The organism is Pseudomonas sp. PSB11 (assembly GCF_014596605.1).
GTDB classification, from domain to species: domain Bacteria; phylum Pseudomonadota; class Gammaproteobacteria; order Pseudomonadales; family Pseudomonadaceae; genus Aquipseudomonas; species Aquipseudomonas umsongensis.
Genome location: NZ_NOIO01000012.1, coordinates 119882 through 145297, shown reverse-complemented (window position 1 = coordinate 145297; position 25416 = coordinate 119882). Strand labels below are relative to the sequence as shown.

Genomic DNA, 25416 nt, shown 5'->3' with positions numbered 1-25416 from the left:
CTCACGCGGCCTAAAGCAGGAGCCGACATGCCGCGTACGCTCATTAGAAAGAACCCGAGCAACTTCAAGACCCTGCCGTTATTCGTCGAAGCGACTCCCGAAGGCCTGAGTTATCAGAGCGTCGGGAGACCGTTGAATTTCGCCCAGATCCTGCAACGTCGACGCCCGGTAAGCGTCGCCGATACGGAACGGTTTTCCCTTGAATTGGCCAACCTTGGAGTCTCTGTACGCCTGACACTGCATTGGCAGAATCGCGATTACTGGGTGCTGGTACGTCAACGGCGGCAGGATCGCGGCGACGTGGTGCTCAAGCTGATTTCCGGCTACGTGCCCGCCCACGAGCTGAACCTGCCGCTGCACACCGCCATTCAGGAAATCGCCGAAGAATGCCTGCTGGAAACCCCGGAAGGCTGGCTCGGTGGGCGCTTCATCGACACTTGGTTACCCGCCCCCTATTCGAGCGCACTGCACTACCGCGAAGCCCTGCCGTTTCGCCTGTCGCCGCTGTCCGGCTCGGCGCGTCCGGTGCGCTGCGCCAACCTGCCACTGATCGAACGGCCTCGGGCCTATGTGCACTTGCCAACCGCATCGCTGCAATTGATTTACGATTTACGCTTGGAGGTCCCCAAGGAAGCCAAATCCCTGAGCCTGTTTCACGTCGACGAACGACTGGAAGGCGATCAACTGGTGGCCCGCCTGGATCGCAAGCGCCCGGATCTGTACCTGATGCCATTGAAGGATGGCCATCCCTTGGCCGAGCTCTACACCTTGAAAAAGGATCAACTGCACCCAGCGAGCACCCGTGGACTGTACCTGGCCGAAAGCTTTGCCAGGCAGGAAGGCTGGCTGGTGAAAGATGAGCGGATTCGCTGGAAGGACTGGGTACGGCAGCAGGGCTTGACGCCTCCAGCGAAGGATTCGGGATTGGCGCGGTTGCGTGGGAAGGCAAAGCAGTTGCTGAAGAAGATCGTACCGCGCAAGGCCGCACGCCCCTGATCATTCCCACGCAGAGCGTGGGAATGATCAGCGCATCATTCAGACTGGCGGATCTTCTCGACAATGGCAGTCGTGGAGCTGTTCTCCACCAACCCCAGCACTTTCACCGTCCCGCCGTAAGCGGTCACGATGTCTGCACCGACCACCTGGTCAATCCCGTAGTCCCCACCCTTGACCAGCACGTCCGGCTTCACCTCGCGCAGCAAGTTCTCCGGTGTGCCCTCAGCGAAGCTGATCACCCAATCGACAGCGCCCAGGCCTGCCAGCACCGCCATGCGTCGGTCGACACTGTTGATCGGACGGCCAGGCCCTTTCAGGCGGCTGACCGACGCATCGTCGTTGACCGCAACGATCAGGCGATCACCTTGAGCCCGCGCTTGCTCCAGGTACGTCACGTGCCCGGCATGCAGGATGTCGAAGCAACCGTTGGTAAAAACGATCTTCTCGTTATGCGCACGCGCATCATCGACTGCCAGCAACAGCTGCTCCAGGCCCAGCACACCGCGCTCTGAACCCTGATCGCGCTGGATGGCACGCCGCAATTCCGGCGCGCTGATAGCCGCCGTACCGAGCTTGCCGACCACGATGCCTGCCGCCAGGTTGGCCAGGCCCACTGCGTGTGGCAGTTCCTCGCCAGCAGCAATCGCCGCTGCCAAAGTGGAAATTACCGTATCGCCAGCACCGGTCACGTCGAACACTTCACGGGCACGTGCCGGCAGGTGCAAAGCCGGATGATCCGGGCGCAGCAAGGTCATGCCGTGCTCGCCACGGGTCACCAGCAAGGCGCCCAGGTCCAGGTCGTGCATCAGCTTCGCGCCTTTGTTCACCAAATCATGCTCATCGACGCACCCCCCGACGATGGTTTCGAACTCGCTGAGGTTCGGCGTGATCAGGCTTGCACCGCGATAAATGGAAAAGTCCTTGCCCTTGGGATCCGCCAGCACCGGAATGCCTCGGGCACGGGCGGCCTGGATCAACGCCTGATGGTTTTTCAGCGCGCCCTTGCCGTAGTCGGACAGTACCAGCACCTTGATGCCTTCGAGCAATTCATCGACCTGCACGGACAACGCCAAAGCGTCGGTGGCGAAGGGTTCTTCGAAGTCGATGCGCAGCAATTGCTGGTGACGACTCATGACCCGCAGCTTGACGATGGTCGGCTGGTGGGCAATGCGCTGGAACAACGCGCGCACACCGGCACCCTTGAGGCTATTGACCAGGCTGTCGGCGGCTTCATCGTCGCCGGTCACTCCGACCAGCGAGGCCGGTGCGCCGAGGGCGGCAATGTTCAACGCAACGTTGGCGGCACCGCCCGGGCGGTCCTCGATGTGATCGACCTTGACCACCGGTACTGGCGCCTCAGGGGAAATCCGTGAGGTACCACCATGCCAGTAACGGTCGAGCATGACATCGCCGACCACCAAGACAGGGGCTTGATCGAATCGCGGCATGGACAACTTCATGGAGCAACCCACATACAAAATGAACAGGGGCGCGATATTAACACAGGGTGAGTCTGGCTCACCCTGATGTCGGTATCAGGCGATGTCTTCGGCCGGCGTATCGAGCCCCATCGCGTGCAGCCGCGAATAGTAGCCATTTTGCGCCAGCAACTGGGCGTGGGTGCCACGCTCGACGATTTCGCCGTGGTCCATCACCAGGATCAGGTCGGCCTTTTCGATAGTCGACAACCGGTGAGCGATGACCAGCGTGGTACGCCCCTTCATGACTTGATCCAGCGCTGCCTGAATATGGCGCTCGGACTCGGTATCAAGTGCCGAGGTTGCTTCGTCGAGAATCAGCAACGGAGCATTTTTCAACAAGGCCCGGGCAATCGCCAGGCGCTGGCGCTGACCGCCGGACAGCAGTACGCCGTTTTCCCCGACCTGGGTATCCAGGCCTTGTGGCATCTGCGCGATGAAGTCCATTGCATAGGCGTCCGCGGCAGCCTTTTCAATGTCTTCGCGAGGTGCGCCAGCCAAATCGCCATAGGCGATATTGTTAGCGATGGTGTCATTGAACAGGGTCACATGCTGTGTGACTTGCGCTACGTGCCGACGCAAATTGCGCAAGCGATAGTCTTCGATTTCGACATCGTCGAGCAGGATTTCACCGACTTCATGATGGTAGAAGCGCGGTATCAGGCTGGCGAGAGTCGATTTGCCGCTGCCAGAGCGACCCACCAGGGCGATCATCTGTCCAGGCGCGGCGGTAAAGCTGATGTTCTTCAGCACCTCACGCTCGGTGCCTGGATAGGTGAAGCTCAGGTTGCGCACCTCCAGATAGCCGTTGACGCGATCACGCTCAACGGTTCCGTTGTCGACTTCCGGCTCAACGTCCAGTTGCTCGAAAATGCTTTCGGCACCCGCGACACCTTTCTGAATGGTCGAACTGACTTCCGACAACTGCCGGATCGGCTTGGGCAACAGACCCGCCGCAGTGATGTAGGCCACCAGGTCACCGGCGGTTGCATCACCACGCAGGAACAACACCAGGAACATCAGCGCGGCCATGGCGGTGTAGATCACCAGCTGCAACATCGGCGTATAGACCGCACCGGTCTTGGTCATGCGCAGTTGCTTGTCGGTGTTGCCCTGGCTGGCTTCGGCAAAACGCCGCTCTTCGTAGCTCTCGCCACCGAAACTGCGCACTACGCGATAACCCTGGATAGTCTCGGAAGCCACATGGGTCACGTCGCCCATCGCCACCTGGATCTTCTTGCTCTGCTTGCGGAATTTCTTGCTGGTATTGCCCACCATGAGTGCAATCAGCGGCAGGATCGCCAGCATCACGAGGGTCAGTTTCCAGTTCATCCACAGCAGGTAGGCAAACAGGAAGACCACGGTAAGGCCTTCGCGGATAACTACCTTGATGGCATCGGTGGCGGCACCGGTCACCATGGTCACGTTGAACGTGATTCGCGAGATCAGATGCCCGGAATTGTGGGTATCGAAGTAGCGATTCGGCAGCACCAGCAATTTATTGAACAACTCGACGCGCAGGTCATGCACCAGCCCCAATGACACCTTCGCCAGGTAATAGTTACCGAGGAAAGAGCCCAGGCCTTGCCACGCCGCGATCAGGATGATCAGCAATGGCACGGCCATCAGCAGCTGCAAGTCTTTCAGGTAGGGGACATCGGGAAAGAGCACCGCTTCAGGATTGCTCAGGCCATCGACGAAATACTTGAGAATCCCCGCCAGCATCGGCTGTGTGGAGGCAAAGATCACGAAGCCCACGATACTCAGCAAGAAAAGGCCGAGATAAGGTTTTACATAACCCAACAGCCGAAAATAGATTTTCAGGCTGGAGTCCTGTCCCGCTTTGGGCGGTGCGTCACTCATCGTAGAGCTCACTGGTTAGGAAGAACGCGAAATTTTATCACAAGCGTCAGGATTGGCCCGCGCCCATACCAAAACACTGGCCAGGCCAATGGGCAACCAGCTGATAAACCATTCAGCCCTTGGCGTGCCATTCAGGCTGGCGGCGTCAAACTGCATCGCCAGGGTAGAGAAAAGCCATATGCCGATGATTCCCTTGGCATAGAGTGTTTCCCTAACCTTCCACGCTTCGCGCAGTACAGCGATCCAGGTCGCAGCCCACAACAATAATCCCGGCAGGCCCAATTCGATGGCCACATGGGTGAACAGGTTGTGCGCGTGGTCAAAATACTGCCCATCGGCAAACACCGTGTAGTGACTGCCAAGGCCCAGGCCCCGCCATGGGTGCTCGGCGATCATTTGCAGACTGGCCAACAGGATCTGCGGGCGATAAGAAGCGCCGCGCGCCAGTACCAGGGATTCGAAAAGCCAGAACGCAAGCATGGCGACAATCAGTGCGGCCGCCGCAATGATGCGACTGCGCCGGTCACGGCACCAGATTGGCATGGCAAGTATCGTGAGAAACATTGCCAAGGCAGCGCCGCGGCTCTGGCTGAGCAGAACGAATACCCCCAGGAAACCCAACGCAACGGCACAAACCACCTGCATCACGCCAGTACGTGGCGCCCAGAGCACCAGCCACACCGCAGCCAGCCCGATGACGTAGCCGCCCAGAATCGGATGGGCCAATTCGCCCAACCCTTCCACACGTGAACTCCAGGCGTTGCCTTGCATCCCATAAAATTTGACGATCGCCACCAATGCAGTGACAGCCAACCCTATACCTCCCCACTGCATGATGCGGATCACGCGCTCGGGACGGGCACTGGCGAATAGCGGGAAAAACAACAGGAATACCACGACGTACAGCACACGCTTGGCTGCGCGCTCCAGGTCAGGGGTATTCGACCAGGAAAGGCTGAGCAGTGACCAGATCACCAGCCCGAGCAACGGCAGGTAGATCCAGCGCTGGTCATGGAATAATTCCCGAAGCCGGGCCCGCGCGGGCCAGCAGAAGATGATTGCAGGCAACCAGAGAAACGCCACCAAGCCTTGTTGATAGAGCTTGTTGGTAGGCGCAATGGCGATGGCCAACAAAAACCACAAAAGACCTACTGCCATCCATGCTTGCGCCCAACGAGTTTCTTGCATCAAATTGCTCCTGTAAGCGTTCGCCTACCCAACCCGACATGGTTAAAGCTGAATTTTTTCGGCATCATTGCCCGCCACTGTGCCCCGTTCTTCCAACAAGGCTTTCTACGATGCAATGTTCCCGGCTTCCTCAAGCAGCCCTAGATCAATTGATTGACGGTGCCAAAGTACTCGAGGCCGACAGTTACGGGCCAAAAGTCTACCTGTTGCAAGATGGGAATATCCTCAAACTATTTCGCCGCAAGCGTATTTTTTCCTCTGCCTTGTTTCGTCCATACTCGAAACGCTTTATCGACAACGCGCTCGAACTGCAAAAGCTCGGTGTGCCGACCTTGCAGGTCCTGCAGTATTACCGACTGCAGGCGCCGGGCATGACAGCCGTGCTGTACCAGCCATTGCCAGGCCAGACCCTGCGCCAGGTCGCCAGCAAGGACGGATTCAACTGGCCGCAAGCCTTGCCCGAACTGGCCGGTCTGATACGCAGCCTCCATCAATCGGGGATTTACTTCCGCTCACTGCATCTGGGCAACATCGTGATCACGCCCGACAATCGTATGGGACTGATTGACGTGGCTGACATGCGGTTCCTGCGAGCCCCATTGCCTCGCCACTTGATCAAGCGAAACCTGCAGCATTTCGCTCGCTATATTGCGCGCGAGAACCTGAACGACACCTTTCCGATGCAGGCATTGGAGCAGGCAGTATTGCCATCATGAGAGTAGCGCACGGGCGGTCTGGCTGAAGCTCAGCCAGGCTTGATCCGGCGCTAACGCCTGGAATTGTTCAGCAGCGACCGCTTCGGCAGAGACACTGAACGCTCGCAAGATCGCTTCTCGCCACGCACTCACGTCATCAACCGGGGCATACCAGCCGCTATCGGCCAACTGTTCGCGAAACACCGGTAACTCACTGCACAGTACCGGAACGCCCGCCATGACCGCCTCCTGCATGATCAACCCCAGGCCTTCTTCCCGCGAAGGGATCGCCACCCAGTCGAAGGCACGATAAAGACGCGCCGCGTCATCGAGATGGCCCGGCAGCAAGACTTGCTCACGCAGTCCCAGGTCATCGATTCGGGCTTGCAGCGTGGCCCGGGCGCTGCCCTCCCCGACAATGACCAATCGCAGGTCGGCGCGCTTTTGCAATGCCCCTGCAAAGGCATCGAGCAGGCAAATGAAGCCCTTCTCCGAAACCAGGCGCCCCACCGCTCCCAATATTGGCCCTCCGGCCACAGACAGGCCCAAGCGGTTCAACGCCTCTTCCCGAGGAAGTAAAGCGCTATGGAAAGCGGCAGGCTCAAAGGCACTGCGCAATGTCACGACCGGTACCTGCAAGTCACGGTTCAGGGAAGTTGCGAGGGTGTTCGACACGGCAGCCAATGCCAGCTGGGAAGGTGGGAGCTGCTGGAAGAGCGCTCGGTCACCTGCATGCAGTCGCGTCGCCCCATGGAAAATGACCACCACGCGGATATGCGGCAACCCCTTGAGTATCGGCAACAGCGTGCGCGCCACTCCCAGCCCGTCAAGCAATAGCAAACGCGCGTCGCTGTCCTTGAGAGCGCGGTGAAACCGGGCGCGCATCCAGGGTTTGGTCAATCGCCAGAAATGCCGCCCTTTCAATTGGGCAGAAGTCAGCCCCCATTCCCGGATCTCACCAACGTTCACTCCACATTCGCGCGCACCTCCCTGAAGCAACCAGGTTTTCACCGGGGCCGAGGGCAAGGCATGAGACAGAATCTGCTGATGCACCTTGTGGATCGAGGCAAAGGGAGCGCCACCGGCCCACATCACATTGAGAATACTCATAGGGCAAGCAGCCAATACAAAAGGTAATGGGGATAAGCTGCGGTGTTGCTACTTGATGGTCCAGCCAATGCAGACTCCCAACAACAAAAACAAAACGAATTTGACCTGTTCGCGCCGACTACGACGCGCCTTGCGCTGTCGCTCGATCGGCGTTTGCACGTGCAGGCCAAACCCGGTGTGCATGACTGCGTCCGCTTCAAGCGTCAGGGCAGTCAGATTCAGCTGTGCGTATCGCTGTGACAGCGCTTTCTCGCCACTGTGCCCGGAAAATGGCGCGCACAATCGATATTCCTTTACCCGCCGCAGGCCCGGGTTCAGCGAGAACCCCTGCCACTGCGGCTTGTCGGAAATCATTGGATGGCAAGCCACTCCACCGACGACCTCACGCGGCCCCAAATGAATGTAGGGGCTGTGAACCCGCAGATCATGAGTATAGCTACGCAGCCACACTTGCAGGATTTCCGGGCGCAATTGGAGAATGGTCATGGAGTCTTCCACAAACCCTGGGCGATAGAATTCCCAGTCATCCTCGCAATGGAAGATGTAGTTCGTGCTGACGTGTTCGTACGCCAGGTCGATTGACGCCAGTTGACCCAGCTTGGGTCGATTGACGAACACCGTGCAGTGTTCCTTCCAGTTGGCTGGAATGACTGCGTGAACGCCTTCGTCACCCGCATCCTCAGTGATGAACACTTCACGGATAGGGGCCGTATTGAATCGATCGAAGCTCTCGAGAGTAGTCTTCAGCAGATCCAGGCGACCACAGCTTGTGACCACTAGCGTGATGTCACTCTCGCGGGAAAAATGCACGGTTTTCTCAATAGGGTAAAAGTGGTCAGCAATATCAATGGCCGGCCTACACTTGTCAAACACCCAAATTGAGTCGAATTCTTTCCAACAGACTCAGCGGCGCACGAGCACGCAGTGCGGGCTCAAGCTCCTCGACGATACGCTGGCCGATGCGTGCAAAGCTGAACTGGCTGACCGCCAGCTCCTGACCGTTGTGCGCGATACGCTGCGCCAGTTGCGGGTCGCTGCGCAGAATGGCGAGCTTTTCCTGAAGCTGTGCAATGTCCCGATACAAGACCACGTTGTGCATATCCTGCAAGCCCAGCGCTTGGCATTCCGCGGCACCCTGGTCATAGGCTAGCAAGACACAGCCACAGGCCATGGCTTCGAAGTTCTTGATCATGAATTCGCCCATGCCGACGTCCGCACTGACGAAAAAGCGAATGCGGTTAAGCGTATCGCGGTATTCCTCGCCGGATTTGGTACGCGTGACAACCAGGGGTTCGACACTCGCCAGCTCATCGAGCAGCGCCTTGCGGCCGCTATAGGCAACGCTGTTGGTACTGCCAACGAACGCCAGCTCGATATCCCGCTCGCGCCCTTGATCTTCAAGCTGCGTCTGGTCGTAGCCCTTGGGAACGAACACTGCATCGAAGCCCTCCGAACGCAGGCGCTCGGTGACAACGAAACCGGAACTGATGACTCGCGCCCATGGCAATCGACGGTAGTGCGCACTGAACTTACCGGTGTACTTGCAAGGAATGTAGTTCTGGTAGGCATCGTGCTCGAGGATGACCAGGTTGGGAATCGTGCGGATAAATCCGACCTGGCGGATCTCCTGCTTGAACCGCAGGAAAAACACGATCCGGTCGTACCGGGACACATCGACTTCACGCCGGAAATAACTGCGCAGGTTGCGCTGTTCCTCGCTGCTCAACCACCGCAAGTCGCACTCGCAATGAGCCGCCACCCCGTCGTACAGACGGTCCAGGATGGCCCGCTGATCTTTCTGCACCAGAAATAGAACTTTCATCGTCTTCCTTGCCACAACAGGCAAATGGAGCAACACCTGAAACCGGACCTGCCCTCAGACGGCCGACCTTCAGGCCCATGACACCTTATAAACGCCAAAACAGTTCCTGGCGCCGCACAGCCTTGCGAAAAAATTCATTTTCGCCGTAACGCGAACCGGCCCGGCCCGCCAGCAACCGCTGCAACCTACGCCGCAAGCGACGCTTGAATGGCGGCGGCGGTTGCAGGTCGTGCATCATCGCCAATGCCATTGCCTTGTCACGCTGCTGAGCCTGGGAAAGCTGCAGGCAGTAGGGATGCATCTGCTGACCAAGATCGAATACGGGAGGAAGGGCAATACCGGTGCCGGTGTCACCCATCGGCCAGCGATCGTTGTCATGCAGGTGATTGGCATAGCCCAACAGCGTCGGTTGCCAATCAAGCCCCTTGAGCGCTTCGAGCACTGCTGCCTGCGCACAGAAATGATCGGGATGGGGATCAAGGGTCGGGTGCGGCAATACAATTACCTCAGGCCGGGCACGCAACAGCAGGGCTTGCAGATCTGCCAGCAGATTGTTCCAGGTGGGCGCGCCATCGACATCGCCCGGCAGGCCAAACGGGTTCAATTGGCGAAATAACCGGGTGTCATGCAAATCCGCTTCCCGTGAGCCTATCGGCTTGGCGGGCGATGCCTGCATGGCTTCCAGTTGCAAACAGAAATAGCCCAACTGCACGCAATGGCCTGGCGGCACTCCCGCCCAGCGCGGCACGGCAATACTGTCCCAGGCACGCAAACGGCCTTTCAGGCGCGCCGCCTCGACCTTGTTCATGCCCATGCGCTGATAATGTTCGGCTTCGATTTCACCGGCGGTGAGCGTCACGATCCAGGCCTCGTCCGCCTGACTGTACAAACCGTAAGCCGCGAGCTCGGCATCATCGGCATGGGGGGCGATGACCATCACTCGTTGACGGCGAAAGTCCGGATGTTCAAAAGCCCACAACACAGGCTCACCCTGTAGCCGGCAGAATCGCCCACGCAGACGCAACTCACCGCGCGACAGCACTTGGGCCTGGCCGCTGAGGTTGAGGTAACGCAGGCCGTCCACTCCCCGTTCGAAGGTCTGCCGGTCAGGGCTGTCGCCCCCCGTCAACTCGACCACTGGATCGAAGAAGCGGCCCAGCCACGTGCTTTTTACCTTGAGCGCCAGCACCAGCGTCGCGTCGTCGACCAGCATGACACCCTCATCCAGGCGCAGGTGCTCCCCGTTCAGGTGAACCTTGGGCTGCGGGGTATAGGGCGTAAAGGTGTACTGATAGTCGTCTTTGGCACTATAGAACAGGTGATCGGCAAACCAGGCTTCGTGCGCCACCCAGCCCAGCAGCGCAAGCACCAGTGGCAACCACCACACCACCAGGATGCCGGACAGGATCAACAGCACCAGCGCGACCAGCAGACCGATGCGTTTATTGCGCCGATGGCGCTTGAGCAATTGCTGTTTGCGGGTCATGGCTTGACTCATACGGTGTAGACCGGCACAGGGTTGCACCAGCGATCCTTGTATTCCCGGTCGGCACGGCCAAAGGAAAAGCGCAGGGGCTTGTCCAGTGCCCTGGCGTGCTCCCAGGCGCTTTGGGTGTTGAGAAAACTCAGTACGCTACCGGGACTGAACTCGCGGGTTTCGGGATCGACACCGCCATTGATGTATTCAACGCTGATCCATTGCGGCGTCTCAACGCGATAAACCAGTTGAATGGCGATGGCGGCATCATTGAGGAAGATCACCGAACCGATCAGAAACTCGCGCAACAACTCGATGACCTCGGCCATGCGCTCGGCACCGGTCGCCGGGAAACCCCAGCGGCGCAGGAACAAATCGCAATAAATCGCGCCCAGCTGCTGGCTGGAAAACTCGGAAACCGCTCGCACGACGCCACCCGCCTCCTCCAGCAACCTGAGTTCGCGACGCTGGTTGTAGCGAAATTTCTTCGACAACTCTTCGGGCGTGCGGGCCATGGCCAGTTGTTCGGCCTGCAGCCTGATACCGGTGAAACGGTTTTCGTTGAGCGCCGACAAGTAGCGACCACGATGGCGCAAAGGTGCCTGGGCATCGGCGGCAGCCGGCAGGATGATTTCGGCATTGCCCAGGTCGAACAAGCCCTTCTTGCCGTGACGCTTGAGCACGTCCTTGGACAAGGCAAGGTCGCGACCCCAGGTCGGAATCGCCGCCTTGATTTCGCCGCCTTGCTCCCACGCCAGGTATCGCACTGGGATGTCGGCGAGCCGCGCCAGGCGCTCGACCACCAGCGGGTGAGTGGCGACGCTGCCGCCATAACGCTGCCAGGCCTCGGCATAAGTCGAGGCATCGGATAGCGACCAGCCGCGTTCGCGCCAGCCTTGAAATCGGTTGAGCATCAGCCCCTCTGTGCCAGTTCGGTAACGTGCGGCAGGTGCCAGAAAGCATCGCGCACCGCGCGGTCGGAGAAGCGTTCACGCAGGCGCTCAAGCATCAACTCGGCGCACTGGCGACGTTGCTGCTCGTCCATTGCGGCCAGATGTTGCAGGCCTTGAGCCAAGTGCTCGGCATCGCCCAGGGGAAACAGGATACCAACGCCTTCGACCACTTCCTTGGCTCCGCCACAGGCCGTTGCGAGCAATGGCACGCCCGCCGCCATGGCTTCGAGCAGCACCATGCCGAATGGTTCATGATCGGAACTGAGGGCAAACACATCGAAAGCGCTGAAATACCGCCGGGCCTCAGGGACCTGACCAAGGAACAGTACCCGGTTGCCAATCCCCAACTCGAGAGCCTGGGCCTTCAGATCCTGTTCCAGACGACCGCTACCCAAAATGACCAGTTGGCTGTTGGCCGGCAACCCGGGGAGCGCCTGGGCAAAACCTTCCAGCAACGTGGCTTGATCCTTGTCCGGGTGCAGACGTCCGACGTTGCCGACGATCCAGGCATCCGCAGACAGGCCGAGGGTCTCGCGCGCCTCGCGAGCCGACACCTGGCTAGCCTGCAAAGCCGGTACATCGATCCGGTTATAGAGTGTCTGGATCCTTGCCGCCGGCCACTTCGGCAGGCATTGGCGCATGTCATCACGCACGGCATCGGACACCCCGAGCAGGCTCAGGCGCTTGCGGAAAATATGCGCGAAGAGCTTGCGTGTGCCGCGCTTGTAATCGTCAAACGCATGGTGCACGCCAATCACCGGCAACGAGGTGCCGAGCAAGGCGATGTAGATCGGCTTGAAGCGATGGGCAATGCAGAAACTGAAATTGCGCGACGCGGCGATCTTGCGCAGATCGCCAATGGCGCCCAGCTTCAGGCCACGAATGGCCTTGGAGCTGTACTCCATGAACAACACTTCATCCGAGGCGCAACCGGCGGCCACCTCAGCGTCGGCGACCCCGGTCAGAAACACCGTGGTCACGCGATAGCCGGTGCCCGCGAACAGGCTGGCGTACTGCCGGGCGCAGTCCAGGAACGGCCCGTCATAGCCGTGACAAAACTGCAGCACATGGCGTTCAGCCGAGCGTGTCATAGGTGTCCGCGCCCTCTTTGACCACCAGGATGTCTTCCATGATCAGATACTGTAGATCCGAACCGAAGAACATGTTCAAGGCGTCCGTCGGCGAGCAGATCATCGGTTCGCCACGACGGTTGAGCGAGGTGTTCAGCGACACGCCGTTGCCCGTCAGGTTTTCCAGCGCCTTCATCATGTCGTAGTAGCGTGGGTTGTATTCGCGCTTGAGCACCTGGGCCCGGGACGTGCCGTCTTCATGAACGACTTCCGGCACACGGGTTTTCCACTCTTCAGCTACTTCGAAGGTGAAGGTCATGAACGGCGCCGGGTGATCGATCTTGATCATCTGTGGTGCGACGGTGTCGAGCATCGACGGGCAGAAAGGCCTCCAGCGCTCGCGGAACTTGATCTGGTGGTTGATGCGATCGGCCACGCCGGCCACGCTTGGGCAACCGATGATCGAACGACCGCCCAGCGCGCGCGGACCGAACTCCATGCGGCCCTGGAACCAGGCCACCGGGTTGCCGTCGACCATGATCTTGGCGATCTGCTCGGGCATGTTGTCGAGCTTGCGCCACGCTGGTTTGTTCTCGTGACGAGCACAGGCCGCGATCACGTCTTCGTTGCTGTACGACGGACCGAGGTAAACGTGTTCCATCTTCTCGACCGGTACGCCGCGGGCATGGGACACATAGGCTGCCGCGCCCACCGCAGTACCGGCGTCGCCGGATGCCGGCTGTACGAACAGCTCCTTGACGTCGTCGCGAGCGATGATTTTCTGGTTGAGCTTGACGTTCAACGCACAGCCACCGGCGTAGGCCAGCTTGCCGGTTTCCTTGAGCACGTCGCCCAGGTAATGGTCGATCATCTGCAAGGCAATTTTTTCAAACAGCGCTTGAATGCTGGCGGCATAGTGAATGTAAGGCTCGTCGGCGATGTCACCTTCGCGCTTCGGACCCAGCCACTCGATCAGCTTCGGTGAGAAGTAGTAACCCTTGCCCTTCTCTTTATAGCGACGCAGGCCGATCACGTTGGCGTAGTCGGTGTTGATCACCAGCTCGCCGTTTTCGAACGAAGCCAAACGCGAGAAATCGTACTTGCTGGCGTCGCCGTACGGCGCCATGCCCATGACCTTGAACTCGCCGTCGAGCATGTCGAAACCGAGGAACTCGGTGATCGCGCCGTACAGGCCGCCGAGGGAGTCCGGATCGAAGAATTCCTTGATCTTGTGGATCTTGCCATTCTCGCCATAACCGAAGAAGGTCGTGGCGTACTCGCCCTTGCCGTCGATGCCCAGGATCGCGGTTTTCTCTTTGAAACCGGAGCAGTGATAGGCGCTGGAGGCGTGGGCCAGGTGGTGTTCAACCGGCTCGATCTTGATCTTCTTCGGATCAAAACCCAGTTGCTCCAGGCACCAGACGATCTTGTTGCGATAGCGCTTGTAGCGACGGTTGCCCATCAGGATCGCGTCGAGTGCACGGTCCGGGGCGTACCAGTAACGCTTGGCGTACTGCCAGCGAGCCTTGCCGAAAATGCTGATTGGGGCGAACGGAATCGCCACCACGTCAACGTCGGACGGCTTGATGCCTGCCTGCTCCAGGCAGAACTTCGCCGACTCGTAGGGCATGCGGTTCTTTGCATGTTTATCGCGTACGAAGCGCTCTTCTTCCGCCGCCGCGACCAGCTTGCCGTCGATGTACAGGGCTGCGGAAGGATCATGGCTAAGGGCGCCGGACAGGCCAAGAATCGTCAATGCCACAGGGGTCTAGCCTCTTTAGTCTGCGTGCAGGCGCGATGCGCCTCAAAAATTAATGTGCCCTCGCAACGGGCGAGAGACAGCTAAAGGGCGGGATTATAGCTTAAAAGCAGCTTCAAGCCTCTAGCGGCAAGCTGCAAGCGACCGCGGTGTGGAGCTTGCCGCTGGTTACCCGCCCGCAGGCCGCCAGTAAATGCGGATATTGCCATCCATGCCCTGCCGGTAAATCGTATACGGCAGGACAACAGTATCCAGCACACCGGTTAACACCAGGTCCACCAAAATGACCGGGACGTAGATGCCGGTTGGATCGGGCGGCGCATTCAAGATGCAAAAATCGTAGGCCAGGCCGCTGTAGACCCGAGGAATGGACTGACAATAGGTTTTTTGCCGTCGAAGGCCATGGGCCGCGTCGGCCTCGTCCTGAAAGACCGTCGAGACGGTCCCGCACCCTGTCAAAGCCAGTGAGATGACACCTGATGCAACTACCGTCTTGATCGTCAAAGCCTGCCCTCCGAAAGCGTCAGGCAAACTAGCATCGCGGTCATTCAGGCCACAGTTCATGGCTTCTCAAAATCATGTAGGACCGTTCGCAGGAACTTGTCCGCCTATCTTTTGAAGGGACTCAGGCCGCGCCAGAGATGTCCTTGGGCAATCGCTGATCGATGACCTGATAAAGCGCACTTGTCTCAGGCCAGTTGCGCATGAACCGCGCCCGATCCCGAGCATACGCCGGCGCGAAACTGGCGAGCGAGCCATGCTGGCACATCGAATCCAGATCGATCAGCGCCCAACGATCCTGTTGCCAGAACAGATTGTGGCCCTTGAAGTCGCCGTGGCTGATGCGCTCACGAATCAATTCGCCGAACAGGTGATCCAGCGCCAGTAGCTCGGCCTCAGGAGCATCGCCGCTTTCAATGTACGGCGCAAAACGCTCGATGATGTCCGGCCCCGGCAGATGCTCGGTGATCAGATAGGCACGACCGCGCAACCAGAGAAAACGCTTTTCCAGCACCGCCAGCGGCTTGGGCGTGGCGATGCCGAGGAAGGCCAGGCGATTGCCCTCGCGCCAGGAGTGCCAGGCACGGCTCGGGCGCCAGAAGCGCTTGAGCCAATGGGCGAAACCCTTGATGTTGTAGCGCTTGATCACCAGCGTACGACCGTCCACCTCGACCTTGCCGACGCTCGCCGCGCCACCGGTCTTGTACAGATGCCCCTGATCCAGCAAGGCATCAGCCTGGGCCAATACCGGCAGCATTGCCGCCTCTTCCTCTCGACGGATCGCCTGCAAGCCGAACGCACCGCGCCGGACGCTGAACAGCGTGCATTCGCGACCGGTCTTGATCAGGAAGTCCTTCAGGCGCCAGCTACGAACCTTGTCGACCTGCTTCTGCAGCGCCTCCATGGGCAGGGCATGCTCGCCGTTGCTCAGCAGGTAGTACACCAGCAATTCTTCGGTGAACGGCTCCAGCGACTTGGGCAACTGGGCGAAAAACACCCCGAGGTTTTCCAGGACCTTCTGGCGCGAGAGTGGCTGGCCCGCCGTTTCACTGCAGATCCCGGCGCCATCGATCAAATACAGTCGATTGCCCTGGCGCAACAGGTTGTCCAGGTGCAGGTCTTCTTGCCACAAACCTTTTCGATGCATCTGGCCGATCGCACCCAAGGCTTGCGCCAGCACGGCTGACTGCTCGTCGGCCAGCACCGGCAGGCCTTCCACCTGCTGCCAGGCATCTCCCAGGCTCTGGGCACCCTCGAGGAACTCAAACAGCAGCCAGCCACCCTCGCCATCCTTCAGGCCATCAGCCAACAGGAGTGGCGTGGTCAGGCCTTGGGCGCAGAGCAGTCGCACGCCGTCCAACTCGCGCTGGAAATGCCGCGCCGCCTTGTTGCCAACCAGCAACTTGGCCAGCACCGGCCGGCCGCGCCAGACACCGGCACCGACATAACGCTGCCCAGGCAATACCCGCAACAGGGTCAGCAACTGCAACTGCGCCGGCCCGGCAGCATCGGCCAATGAAAGACTGATGGGCAGGCTCGGCTGACGGCCAGCGTTCTTCAGCTCGGACAAACGCATCAGCGCTTCTCCTTATGGCTACGTCGCGCGGTCAGACGCGCCAGCCAGCTATCGATCAGCGTGCTGTCCCGAGATTGATCCAGATAGGCGGCCAGCAAAATGCGCAGCTGTGCCTCGCTCCATTCCGGCGCCCGACGCAACAGCGGCTCCAGGTCCTTGACCCGATCCCGCTGGCCGAACAACAGTGGCCGAGTCTTTTCCAGATCGATCAGTTGCGCCTGGTAGCCGTCACCGGTGGCACACAGGAAAATATGCTTGGGGTAAAAACAGCCATGCACCTGACGCTTGCCGTGCAGGTGCCGCGCCAGTTTTCCGCAGGCTTGAAGTATCGCCACATGTTGTGCCTCGCCGAGGTCCGACCAGCGCTTCAGCAGCGCATCCAGGTCATCCCAGCCGTCCAGGGCGCGCGTGAGGAGAATCGCACGGACTTCGCCGTCGACCTTGCGCTCACCGAAAAACGCCGCTTTCAGCGCTGGAATGCCGAGCTTTTCGTAACGGCTGATGTTACGAAACTCCCGGGCAAAACTCGGCTCGCCAAAGGGCGCGTGCAAGGTGTGCATCTGGTAATTGCTCTGACGCTTGAGGTAGAAACCCTGACCCTCCAGATCCAGTCGAAACACGCTGCTCCAGCCTCCACGCGAAGTGTTGGGTTCGTCCACGGCATCGAGCTGCCGGGCCCAGAGCGCATCGAAAGTACCGAGGCCGTGGCGCTCAAGCAGCGCACGGTCTTCAGCGGCCAGAAAATCAGTCATTCGCGTCCCTCGAAAAATCTCACCACGTGCCGGATGCGCTTTTTATCGGCGGCATTGAGTCGGCTGCACTGGCGGTATTGCAGGTAAAAGCGCAGGCGCTGGGTAGCCGACAGTTGATACTTGGCGACCTTGTCCAGGCAGGCCAAGTCCTTGGTGATTCGGTATTTGAGCCAGAAACCGCTCCAGAAATCACCGTTGGGGCAGTCGATCAGGAACAGGCGGGCCTGATCGTCGACCAGCAGGTTGCGCCACTTCAAATCGTTATGGGTAAAGTGATGTTCGTGCATTGTGCGGGTGTAACTGGCCAATTGTCGGCTGATGTTGTCGACCCAGGCGCGGTCCGCCAGTTTCGCATCGTGCCGCTCGGCCAGTGCCGACAGGTCTTCGGTATGTGGCAGTTCGCGAGTGATCATCGCCCCACGATCGTACGCCGCACCGCGCCGCTCCAGGCCCCAGGCCACTACCTCGGCGGTGGGGATGCCCCACTTGGCGAAACGCTTGAGGTTCTGCCACTCCATTTTCACCCGTGGCTTACCCAGGTAGCGCCGCAAGCCCTTGCCCGCCCCCACGTAGCGCTTGACGTAATAGTTGACGCCATTGCGCTGGACGCGAATGACCTCCGACAACGGATCGCGGGTCAGGCGCTCACCTTGCAGCGCAAACACGGCATCAAGGCTGCCGAAGTCTTCTGCCAGATCGTTGTAAGCAGGCTCAAGCCTCCAGCCTGCCATCAGAGCGCGTCCCCGTATCGCTGTTTACGCTCGTAAAGCTTGTTGGCCTTGCCTTCGAGCCAGCTCAGCAGACCGGCTTCTTCGCTCAAGACCTGGCGCAGCGGCTGCTGGAAATAGCCCTTGAGGAAACGCAGCTTGTCGCGTCGGGTCAGGCCGATATCCAGCGCGGAAAAATACAGCGCCGCCAGATCCTTGTTACGCCAGCGCGCGGTGATCGTCGGACGGGTCTGGGCGCGGTGCAGGTCGATCACCGAGAGTTTGAAATCGTCCGCGGTCACCGGCTTGTCGGTGTGCAGCAGGAAGTGGCAGATGTAACAGTCACGGTGGTTTACCCCGGCACGGTGCATCATGCCGGTCATGCGCGCCACTTCGGCAATCAGCGCACGCTTGAGTTTTGGCTCGGGCGGCTGCTTGATCCAGTTGATGCTGTAATCTTCGAGACTGACAGTCGGGGCCAGCTCTTCGGTGACGATGAACGAATGCTGGTCCGCCGGATTGCTGCCCTTCTCGCCATAAGCGACGGCGGTCATGGTCGGCACGCCGACTTCCTGCAGGCGTTGGATGGCCTTCCACTCCTGGCCAGCCCCCAGGACCGGCAACTTGGCAGTGAGCAGGTTCTTGAATATTTCGCCCCAGCCGATGCCACGGTGGATTTTCACGAAAAACCCGTTGCCGTTCACTTCGGTACGCAGCGTGCGGCGAGCCTCAAGCTCCCGGTATACCTCGCCCTGCAAGCCCTCGACTTCGGCGAACGGATCGCGTCCGGCCCAGAGGCTCTTGAACGGTTCAGCCAGCATCAACTTCATTTAAGCGTGCTCCGCCAGAATCACATCGGCCGCGTGCTGCGGCATGCTGTAGAGGTCGGCCGTCTCGGCGAAGGCCAAACCGTTGCGGCTCCAGGCCGCCCTTGCTTGAGCGTCGTTCAGCATACCGGTCAGGTACTGGGTCAACTGGACTTGATCGAATGGCTCGTCCAGCACCAGGCCGGCGTCGGCCTCGGCGATGTAATGGGCGTACCCGCATACCGCACTGACCAGCACCGGCAACCCAGCCACCAATGCTTCAAGCAGCACGGTGCCGGTGTTTTCGTTGTAGGCCGGGTGGATCAACAGATCGGCGCCCAACAGGAAACGCGGAATATCGCTGCGACCCTTGAGGAACGTCACGTTGTCGCCGAGCCCCAGCGTGGCGCTCTGCATCTGGAATAACTTGGGGTCGTCCTGGCCAATTACAAACAGCCGGGTGCGCTTCTTCAGATCAGCGGGCAACCCGGCCAGGGCCTTGAGACTGCGATCCACGCCCTTGGTCTTGAACCCGGAGCCGATCTGCACCAGCAGCAAGTCATCGTCCTTCAGATTGAATTCAGCGCGGAACCCGGCACGAATTTCGTCCGCATCCGCCGGCCGGCGACGATCCTGGGCAATGCCTGGCGGCAGCAGGTGGAAGCGCTCCAGTGGCGTGCCGTAATGCTTGATGAACAGCGGTTGCTGGACCTCGGAAATCATCAACACTTCAGTCTTGGCGTCCTTGGCGAACACCGCACGCTCGTACTCGGCGAAATGGCGGTAGCGACCCCAGCGTCGGTACAGCGAATTGCGCAGGTTCTGCGCCTTGTCTTCGAAACAGCCATCAGCGGCGTAGTAGACGTCCAAACCCGGCATCTTGTTGAAGCCGATCAAGCGATCCACCGGACGCTTGGCCAGGTCCGCTTCCATCCACTCACTGAGTTTTTCGTTGCGCCGATGGTTGAAGAATGCCTTGACCGGCGCCACCAGCACCTCGAAACCCGGTGGCACCTCGCCTTCCCAGATCAGCGTGTAGACGCGAATCTGGTGTCCGCGCTTCTGGCACTCCAGGGCGATGCGCATGAAATCTCGCTGCAGGCCACCAAAGGGAAAGTACTTGTACAGGACAAATGCCAATTGCATCAGCGCAGCTCCTCAGCCAGTAACAACGTGCTCAGTCGGCTCGCGACACGCTCGGGATTCAGGCGCGTGAAGCACAATGGCCACTCGCGTTTCAGGTCAAACCGATTGGCATCTTCGGCCGTCGGTTGATAAGTGCATTTCTTTTGCAAACACGGGGCGCAGGGGAAATCGCTGGCCATGTGAATCTGCGACTTGCCGTAGGCCCCGGTCAGGCCCGGATTGGTCGGGCCGAAAAGCGACAGCGTTGGCACATCAAGGGCCGCAGCCAGATGACCGAGGCCGGTGTCCACCGCCACGCAGGCTTGCGCGCCAGCCAGCACCTTGCCGACCCCGGCCAGATTCAGCCTGGGCAAAACCTCGACGTGCTTGAAGCCGGCAGCGATACGCTCGGCACGGGCCTTTTCCGCGCCGTTGCCCCAGGGAAGTTTCACGCCCACGCCGAGGTAACCGACCCGTTCGGTCAGCTCGCGCCAGTAGGCCTCAGGCCAGTGCTTGGTGTCCCAGGTGGTGCCATGCAGGAACACCACATAGGGGTTCTTGCGCGGCAATTCCACCAGGCGCTCGACGCTCAGGCCGTAGTCGCCCAGCCCCTTGGGCAAGTCATAACCCAGGGCGATGGCGAACAACTGACGCACCCGCTCTACCGCATGCTGACCGCGGGCAACCGCCAGGCGCCGGTTATAGAAACGCGCGGCGACGGGTTCGCGCGCCGAACCTTTATCGAGGCCGGCCACCGGGGCTTTCACATACCGGGTCAGCAGAGCGCTTTTGAGCAGGCCCTGGGCATCGATGACCAGATCGTATTTCGTGGCGCGAAGGCTCTGCTTGAAGCGCTTCCACTCGCCACTCTTGATGGTCTGCCAGAGGTTTTTGCGCCAGCGACGGATCGCCACCGGAATCACCTTGCCCACCGCCGGGTGCCAGGTCGGAATTTCAGCGAAGCCTTCTTCCACCACCCAGTCGAAGGTGATGCCGGGGATGGCCCGCGAGGCGTCGGTCAGCGCCGGCAGCGCATGAATCACGTCGCCCAGCGATGAAGTCTTGATCAGCAATACCCGCAAACTATTTGACCTCGACCACAGTGCCCTGCAAACGCTGCAAGGCTTCGTTCACCGCCTGCGGCATCAGTTGCCGAAGGCAGTTGTAATGCCCGAAACGGCAGGTGCGGTCGAAGCATGGGCTGCATTCGATGCCCAGGCGCACGATCTCGACGTGTTCGGCCAAGGGTGGCGTGAACCCCGGTGACGTCGAGCCATAGACTGCCACCAGCGGGCGGTTCAGCGCGGCGGCGACGTGCATCAGGCCAGAGTCGTTGGACACCACCGAATCGGCGCAGGACAGTAAATCGATGGCCTCGGCCAACGAGGTGCCGCCACTGAGGTTCACCGACTCTTCACGCAAGCCGGGAATCAACCGCGAACGGATGTCTTCACCCACGGCGTGATCGTTTTTCGAACCGAACAGCCAGACTTGCCAGCCCTCGCGAATCTTCGCTTCGGCCACCTTGGCGTAATGCTCGGACGGCCAACGCTTGGACTCGCCGAACTCGGCACCGGGGCACAGCGCCAACACCGGGCGGTCGAGGGCCAGGCCAAACTTGGCCAATGCCGCCTCGCGAGTCACCGGGTCGATCCGCAGGCTTGGGCGCGGGTAAGGCTTGGGCAGTTCAAGGCCTGGCTCGTAGGCCAGGGCCATGAAGCGTTCGATCATCAACGGGTAACGTTCTTTATCCAGCGTGCGTACGTCGTTGAGCAGGCCGTAGCGGAACTCACCACGCCAGCCGGTGCGCTTGGGGATGCCGGCAAAGAACGGGACCAGTGCCGACTTCAGGGAATTGGGCAACAGGATCGCCTGGTCGTACTGGCCGGCCAGGGATTTGCCGATGCGCCGACGCGTCGCCAGTTCCAGTGCGCCGTGGCCGAGCGGGAAGCTCAAGGCCTGGCGAACTTCGGGCATGCGCTCAAGAATCGGCCGGCTCCACTCGGGGGCCAGCACGTCGATTTCGCATTGCGGGTGGCGTTGCTTGAGACACTGAAACAGTGTCTGCGCCATCACCATGTCACCGACCCAACTGGGCCCAACGATCAGAATTTTCATGTGGTTTCCATAAACGAACCGGGGAGGCCTACGCCTCCCCGCCTCGAGAATTCTACAAAACACTGCAAATCTACTGTGGGAGCGAGCCTGCTCGCGAAGACGGAGTGACAGTCAGCATACATGTTGCTTATGACGACCTCTTCGCGAGCAGGCTCGCTCCCACATTTGAATCTTGTCGCTTCTGCTATCGCGATATCAGCTTAGCCCCAGTTCATGCCAGATCCGCATGACCTGTCGCCGTTCGTCCGCGAACTGGTCGCCCGGTATCACCCCGGCATTCTTCTGCAAGGCCTGCCGGTGGGCGGCGGAGCGGTAAGCTTTATAAGCTTCACGCAACAGAGTGGCGTCCTCGACAGGCATCAGCCCGGCCTTCTCCAATTCTTCCAGAATACGGATGTTGTCTGTCCAGCGCAGCAATGGCGGGTACGTTTCGGACCACGCCAGGGCCGCGTATTGCACCATAAATTCAATATCGACGATACCTCCGGCGTCCTGCTTGAGGTCGAAGGGCACTGTGGCTTCGAAGGCATTTGCCCCGGTGCCGGCCGCGGTACTCTTGCTGCCCAGGTTATCGCGCATCTTGGCGCGCATCTCGCTGACCTCCTGGCGCAGGGTCGGCAAGTCGCGTGCCTTGCCCAGGATCGCTGCGCGAACCTGCTCGAATGCCCGGCCGACGTCGTCGCTACCCACCAATACCCGCGCCCTGACCAACGCCTGATGCTCCCAGGTCCAGGCTTCATTTTCCTGGTAGCGCGCAAATGCCCCCAGCGAACTCACCAGCAGCCCGGATGCACCGGACGGACGCAGGCGCATGTCGACTTCATAGAGCTGACCGGAGTTGGTCTGCGCTGTCAGCAAGTGAATGATCCGCTGTCCCAGCCGGGTGAAAAACTGCGCGCCATCGATCGACTTCGGCCCGTCGGTCTCTGCCTGTGGATCGCCATCATGGATGAACACCAGGTCCAGATCCGAACCATGCCCCAATTCCAGGCCGCCGACTTTCCCATAACCGACAATGATGAAGCCGGGATCGCACAAGGTGCCATCGGTGCGCAGCGGCGTGCCGTACTTGGCGACCGTTTGCCGCCAGGCCAGGGCCAGTACTTGTTCCAGAATCGCTTCGGCGAGCCAGGTCAGGTAATCGCTGACTTTCATCAAGGGCAGGCTGCCGGCGATTTCCGAAGCGGCGACCCGCAAGCGGTGCGCCAGCTTGAAATGGCGCAAGGCTTCCATCTGCTGCTCGAGGTCGTCCTCGGGAATCCGGGTCAGGCGTTCGCGCAACTCAGCGGCCAACTCCGGCGCCAACGGCGGCTTGAACAGCCGGCCTTCGTTGAGCAACTCATCGAGCAACAGCGGAAAGCGGGTGATCTGTTCGGCGATCCACGGGCTCGCTGCACACAAGGTCAGCAAGCGGCGCAGGGCACCGGGATTTTCGGTCAGCAAGACGAGATAAGCAGAACGGCGGGCCACGGCTTCCACCAGTGGCAACACCCGTTCCAGCACCAGATCCGGATTGGCGTGCTCGACAGCCTGGGCCAGCAAGCGCGGAATAAAGGCGTCGAGACGTTCACGCCCCAGCCGCTGCATGGCGCGCAATTGCGGGCTGCCGCGTAAACTGGCCAAAGCTTTAAGTGCCTTGGGGGCATCGGCGAAACCGCCCTCCTGCAACTGTCGGCAGGCGGCTTCTTCATCCTGAGCCTCCTCCCACAGCGGCAGCCACTCACCCCCGACCACCACTTCGTTTTCGGCGCCCTGCTCCTCGTCAGGGTCGGCGATCACCTGAGCAAAGTGCCAGGCCACGCGGCCGCGCCAGTACATCAGGCGCTCATGAAACGCCGGCCAATCGGCAAAGCCCAGCATGAAGGCAATGCGCGCCTGATCCTGGGCGCCGTCCGGCAGCATCTGGGTCTGGCGATCCGCAATCGCCTGGATCGCATGCTCGGTGTAACGCAGGAACTCGTAACCTTCACGCAGCTCACTGATCACCGCCGGCGGGAGGTAGCCCTGACCTTCCAGCGTACTCAGTACTTTTAATAGAGGACGTTGTTGCAGGCTCAGGTCGCGACCGCCGTGAATCAACTGGAAGGCCTGGGCAATGAACTCCACCTCACGGATGCCGCCGGAGCCGAGCTTGATGTTGTCGGCCATGCCCTTGCGCCGCACTTCCTGCTGGATCAACTGCTTCATCGTGCGCAACGCTTCGATCGCCGAGAAGTCCAGGTAGCGCCGATATACGAACGGTCGCAGCATCTCTTGCAATTGCGCACCGGCCACTTGATCCCCGGCCACTACCCGCGACTTGATCATCGCGTAGCGTTCCCAGTCGCGGCCCTGGTCCTGGTAGTACTGCTCCAGCGCGTTGAAGCTCAACACCAGGGCACCCGACGAACCGTAGGGCCGCAAGCGCATGTCGACACGGAACACAAAACCGTCGACGGTCATCGGGTCCAGCGCCTTGATCAAGCGCTGGCCAAGACGGATGAAGAATTCCTGGTTGTCCAGCGGGCGCTTGACCCCGACCGTTTCGCCGCCTTCGGGATAGGCAAAGATCAGGTCGATGTCCGAGGACAGATTGAGTTCGACCGCACCCAGCTTGCCCATGCCGAGGACGACCATCTGCTGCGGCTCGCCGCTGCGCCGGCCGGTGGGCACGCCGAACTGCTGGCAATGCCGTGCGTACAACCATTGATAGGCCTGGTCGATGCTGGCATCGGCCATGTCCGAAAGGTCGCGGCACGTCTGGACCAGATCGGCCTGGCGGGTCAGGTCGCGCCAGACGATCCGCACCTGGTGGCGCGCCCGTTGGCGGCGCAATGCCCGGCTGAGCTGTTCATCGGTCTCGGCGGCATTTACGGCTGCAGCGATCTGCGCGCATAACTCGCCGGGGGCATAGCCACGGTCCAGTTCGCCGGAGCGCACCAGCTCCAGCAGCATCAGCGGATCGCGCACCGATTGCTCGGTGACAAAGTCGCTGGCGGCAGTTACTCGGGAAAATTGCGCCCAGCGCTCGGGCGTCCATGCGGACAGGCCATGGTCGTCATCCAGTGCCTCGACAGCAGCATGGAACGACTGCTCGGCGCGGGTGACAAACGGCAAGAGAATGGCGGGCAGGTCGACAAGCGGGGGCAGGCTCATGGTCTATCCTTGATCGGCGTGTAACAGGCTGCATGTAGTGAATCTCGTACCCCCACTACCTGAAGGAGTGTCGAACAAAAGTTAGAAATAGCTGAAAATTCTTTATTATTGGCAGCCAACATCAAGGTTTCACCTTTTTCGGTTGGCAAAAGACCAACCTTAACGATTATTCTCACAACGCAGCCGGGGGCCACAAGCCGCTCATCTGTAGTTTTACTACTCGTATATACATTAGCAAGGCTGAAATGCCGGATGATTTGTAGTAAAACTACACACCGCCGGAAC

General features: G+C 60.2%; 21 protein-coding genes. 2 read left to right on the top strand and 19 right to left on the bottom strand.

Annotation, left to right across the window (positions count from 1 at the left end; translation table 11 throughout):
- The first annotated feature begins 27 nt into the window (after nucleotides 1-27).
- Nucleotides 28-996 (top strand): metal ABC transporter ATPase, encoded by a 969-nt coding sequence (locus CGA21_RS16130; protein ID WP_110754048.1) that lies wholly within the window; start codon nucleotides 28-30, stop codon nucleotides 994-996.
- 35 nt (nucleotides 997-1031) lie between these two features.
- On the opposite strand, the gene hldE is transcribed toward CGA21_RS16130, so the two are convergent.
- The 3 genes from hldE to CGA21_RS16115 all read right to left on the bottom strand — a co-directional run bounded on the left by hldE (nucleotide 1032) and on the right by CGA21_RS16115 (nucleotide 5525).
- Nucleotides 1032-2456, bottom strand: coding sequence for a bifunctional D-glycero-beta-D-manno-heptose-7-phosphate kinase/D-glycero-beta-D-manno-heptose 1-phosphate adenylyltransferase HldE (gene hldE, locus CGA21_RS16125; RefSeq protein ID WP_110754050.1), 1425 nt, complete (start codon nucleotides 2454-2456; stop codon nucleotides 1032-1034).
- A gap of 75 nt (nucleotides 2457-2531) precedes the next feature.
- Nucleotides 2532-4337 carry a lipid A export permease/ATP-binding protein MsbA gene (gene msbA, locus CGA21_RS16120; protein ID WP_110754052.1) on the bottom strand — a complete coding sequence of 602 codons (1806 nt, stop codon included), beginning with the start codon at nucleotides 4335-4337 and terminating at the stop codon, nucleotides 2532-2534.
- A 15-nt stretch (nucleotides 4338-4352) separates the two neighbouring features.
- The gene (locus CGA21_RS16115) at nucleotides 4353-5525 is read right to left on the bottom strand and encodes an O-antigen ligase family protein (protein WP_110754054.1); all 1173 of its coding nucleotides are present in this window, start codon (nucleotides 5523-5525) and stop codon (nucleotides 4353-4355) included.
- 110 nt (nucleotides 5526-5635) lie between these two features.
- Here CGA21_RS16115 and CGA21_RS16110 point away from each other — a divergent pair, with 110 nt between their 5' ends.
- A complete protein-coding gene (locus CGA21_RS16110; protein WP_110754056.1) occupies nucleotides 5636-6241 on the top strand; it encodes a serine/threonine-protein kinase in 606 nt (201 codons plus the stop codon).
- Here CGA21_RS16110 and CGA21_RS16105 read toward each other — a convergent pair.
- The 16 genes from CGA21_RS16105 to glnE all read right to left on the bottom strand — a co-directional run bounded on the left by CGA21_RS16105 (nucleotide 6236) and on the right by glnE (nucleotide 25131).
- Complete coding sequence (locus tag CGA21_RS16105; protein ID WP_110754058.1) at nucleotides 6236-7330, bottom strand: glycosyltransferase; 1095 nt, start codon at nucleotides 7328-7330, stop codon at nucleotides 6236-6238. The two genes, CGA21_RS16110 and CGA21_RS16105, sit on opposite strands and share 6 nt — an antisense overlap.
- Nucleotides 7331-7378: 48 nt before the next feature.
- Entirely contained in the window at nucleotides 7379-8140 is a 762-nt protein-coding gene (locus tag CGA21_RS16100) for a glycosyltransferase family 2 protein (protein WP_188264588.1), read from the bottom strand.
- Nucleotides 8141-8195: 55 nt separating this feature from the next.
- Nucleotides 8196-9152 carry a glycosyltransferase gene (locus CGA21_RS16095; RefSeq protein WP_110754062.1) on the bottom strand — a complete coding sequence of 319 codons (957 nt, stop codon included), beginning with the start codon at nucleotides 9150-9152 and terminating at the stop codon, nucleotides 8196-8198.
- A gap of 85 nt (nucleotides 9153-9237) precedes the next feature.
- The gene (locus tag CGA21_RS16090; protein ID WP_188264587.1) at nucleotides 9238-10638 is read right to left on the bottom strand and encodes a PIG-L family deacetylase; all 1401 of its coding nucleotides are present in this window, start codon (nucleotides 10636-10638) and stop codon (nucleotides 9238-9240) included.
- 8 nt (nucleotides 10639-10646) lie between these two features.
- Nucleotides 10647-11543 carry an antimicrobial resistance protein Mig-14 gene (locus CGA21_RS16085; RefSeq protein ID WP_188264586.1) on the bottom strand — a complete coding sequence of 299 codons (897 nt, stop codon included), beginning with the start codon at nucleotides 11541-11543 and terminating at the stop codon, nucleotides 10647-10649.
- The gene (locus tag CGA21_RS16080; RefSeq protein ID WP_110754066.1) at nucleotides 11543-12673 is read right to left on the bottom strand and encodes a glycosyltransferase; all 1131 of its coding nucleotides are present in this window, start codon (nucleotides 12671-12673) and stop codon (nucleotides 11543-11545) included. The genes CGA21_RS16085 and CGA21_RS16080 overlap by 1 nt, the downstream gene beginning before the upstream one ends.
- Nucleotides 12657-14414, bottom strand: coding sequence for a carbamoyltransferase (locus tag CGA21_RS16075; protein ID WP_188264585.1), 1758 nt, complete (start codon nucleotides 14412-14414; stop codon nucleotides 12657-12659). The genes CGA21_RS16080 and CGA21_RS16075 overlap by 17 nt, the downstream gene beginning before the upstream one ends.
- 165 nt (nucleotides 14415-14579) lie before the next feature.
- The gene (locus tag CGA21_RS16070; RefSeq protein WP_248678179.1) at nucleotides 14580-14915 is read right to left on the bottom strand and encodes a YceK/YidQ family lipoprotein; all 336 of its coding nucleotides are present in this window, start codon (nucleotides 14913-14915) and stop codon (nucleotides 14580-14582) included.
- Nucleotides 14916-15036: 121 nt separating this feature from the next.
- The gene (locus CGA21_RS16065) at nucleotides 15037-16488 is read right to left on the bottom strand and encodes a lipopolysaccharide kinase InaA family protein (protein WP_188264583.1); all 1452 of its coding nucleotides are present in this window, start codon (nucleotides 16486-16488) and stop codon (nucleotides 15037-15039) included.
- Nucleotides 16488-17240 carry a lipopolysaccharide kinase InaA family protein gene (locus CGA21_RS16060; protein ID WP_188264582.1) on the bottom strand — a complete coding sequence of 251 codons (753 nt, stop codon included), beginning with the start codon at nucleotides 17238-17240 and terminating at the stop codon, nucleotides 16488-16490. The genes CGA21_RS16065 and CGA21_RS16060 overlap by 1 nt, the downstream gene beginning before the upstream one ends.
- Nucleotides 17237-17971 (bottom strand): lipopolysaccharide kinase InaA family protein, encoded by a 735-nt coding sequence (locus CGA21_RS16055; RefSeq protein ID WP_188264581.1) that lies wholly within the window; start codon nucleotides 17969-17971, stop codon nucleotides 17237-17239. The genes CGA21_RS16060 and CGA21_RS16055 overlap by 4 nt, the downstream gene beginning before the upstream one ends.
- Nucleotides 17971-18777 carry a lipopolysaccharide core heptose(I) kinase RfaP gene (gene rfaP, locus CGA21_RS16050; RefSeq protein ID WP_020796217.1) on the bottom strand — a complete coding sequence of 269 codons (807 nt, stop codon included), beginning with the start codon at nucleotides 18775-18777 and terminating at the stop codon, nucleotides 17971-17973. Before rfaP ends, CGA21_RS16055 begins: the two co-directional genes overlap by 1 nt.
- A complete protein-coding gene (locus CGA21_RS16045; protein WP_188264580.1) occupies nucleotides 18778-19899 on the bottom strand; it encodes a glycosyltransferase family 4 protein in 1122 nt (373 codons plus the stop codon).
- The gene (gene waaC, locus CGA21_RS16040; protein WP_188264579.1) at nucleotides 19899-20960 is read right to left on the bottom strand and encodes a lipopolysaccharide heptosyltransferase I; all 1062 of its coding nucleotides are present in this window, start codon (nucleotides 20958-20960) and stop codon (nucleotides 19899-19901) included. The genes CGA21_RS16045 and waaC overlap by 1 nt, the downstream gene beginning before the upstream one ends.
- A gap of 1 nt (nucleotide 20961) precedes the next feature.
- Nucleotides 20962-21996, bottom strand: a complete 1035-nt coding sequence (gene waaF / locus CGA21_RS16035; protein WP_110754084.1) for a lipopolysaccharide heptosyltransferase II — start codon at nucleotides 21994-21996, stop codon at nucleotides 20962-20964.
- Between the two features lie 195 nt (nucleotides 21997-22191).
- Nucleotides 22192-25131 (bottom strand): bifunctional [glutamate--ammonia ligase]-adenylyl-L-tyrosine phosphorylase/[glutamate--ammonia-ligase] adenylyltransferase, encoded by a 2940-nt coding sequence (gene glnE, locus CGA21_RS16030; RefSeq protein ID WP_188264578.1) that lies wholly within the window; start codon nucleotides 25129-25131, stop codon nucleotides 22192-22194.
- Between the last annotated feature and the right edge of the window lie 285 nt (nucleotides 25132-25416).

Excerpts from the sequence above, each read along its gene's own strand:
- glnE (WP_188264578.1), bottom strand. The coding sequence starts at position 25,131 with ATGAGCCTGCCCCCGCTTGTCGACCTGCCCGCCATTCTCTTGCCGTTT.
- CGA21_RS16130 (WP_110754048.1), top strand. The coding sequence starts at position 28 with ATGCCGCGTACGCTCATTAGAAAGAACCCGAGCAACTTCAAGACCCTG.
- CGA21_RS16110 (WP_110754056.1), top strand. The coding sequence starts at position 5,636 with ATGCAATGTTCCCGGCTTCCTCAAGCAGCCCTAGATCAATTGATTGAC.
- CGA21_RS16095 (WP_110754062.1), bottom strand. The coding sequence starts at position 9,152 with ATGAAAGTTCTATTTCTGGTGCAGAAAGATCAGCGGGCCATCCTGGAC.
- waaF (WP_110754084.1), bottom strand. The coding sequence starts at position 21,996 with ATGAAAATTCTGATCGTTGGGCCCAGTTGGGTCGGTGACATGGTGATG.
- CGA21_RS16055 (WP_188264581.1), bottom strand. The coding sequence starts at position 17,971 with ATGGCAGGCTGGAGGCTTGAGCCTGCTTACAACGATCTGGCAGAAGAC.
- CGA21_RS16080 (WP_110754066.1), bottom strand. The coding sequence starts at position 12,673 with ATGACACGCTCGGCTGAACGCCATGTGCTGCAGTTTTGTCACGGCTAT.
- CGA21_RS16065 (WP_188264583.1), bottom strand. The coding sequence starts at position 16,488 with ATGCGTTTGTCCGAGCTGAAGAACGCTGGCCGTCAGCCGAGCCTGCCC.
- rfaP (WP_020796217.1), bottom strand. The coding sequence starts at position 18,777 with ATGAAGTTGATGCTGGCTGAACCGTTCAAGAGCCTCTGGGCCGGACGC.
- hldE (WP_110754050.1), bottom strand. The coding sequence starts at position 2,456 with ATGAAGTTGTCCATGCCGCGATTCGATCAAGCCCCTGTCTTGGTGGTC.
- msbA (WP_110754052.1), bottom strand. The coding sequence starts at position 4,337 with ATGAGTGACGCACCGCCCAAAGCGGGACAGGACTCCAGCCTGAAAATC.
- CGA21_RS16115 (WP_110754054.1), bottom strand. The coding sequence starts at position 5,525 with ATGCAAGAAACTCGTTGGGCGCAAGCATGGATGGCAGTAGGTCTTTTG.
- CGA21_RS16060 (WP_188264582.1), bottom strand. The coding sequence starts at position 17,240 with ATGACTGATTTTCTGGCCGCTGAAGACCGTGCGCTGCTTGAGCGCCAC.
- CGA21_RS16085 (WP_188264586.1), bottom strand. The coding sequence starts at position 11,543 with ATGCTCAACCGATTTCAAGGCTGGCGCGAACGCGGCTGGTCGCTATCC.
- CGA21_RS16090 (WP_188264587.1), bottom strand. The coding sequence starts at position 10,638 with ATGACCCGCAAACAGCAATTGCTCAAGCGCCATCGGCGCAATAAACGC.
- CGA21_RS16105 (WP_110754058.1), bottom strand. The coding sequence starts at position 7,330 with ATGAGTATTCTCAATGTGATGTGGGCCGGTGGCGCTCCCTTTGCCTCG.
- CGA21_RS16045 (WP_188264580.1), bottom strand. The coding sequence starts at position 19,899 with ATGCAATTGGCATTTGTCCTGTACAAGTACTTTCCCTTTGGTGGCCTG.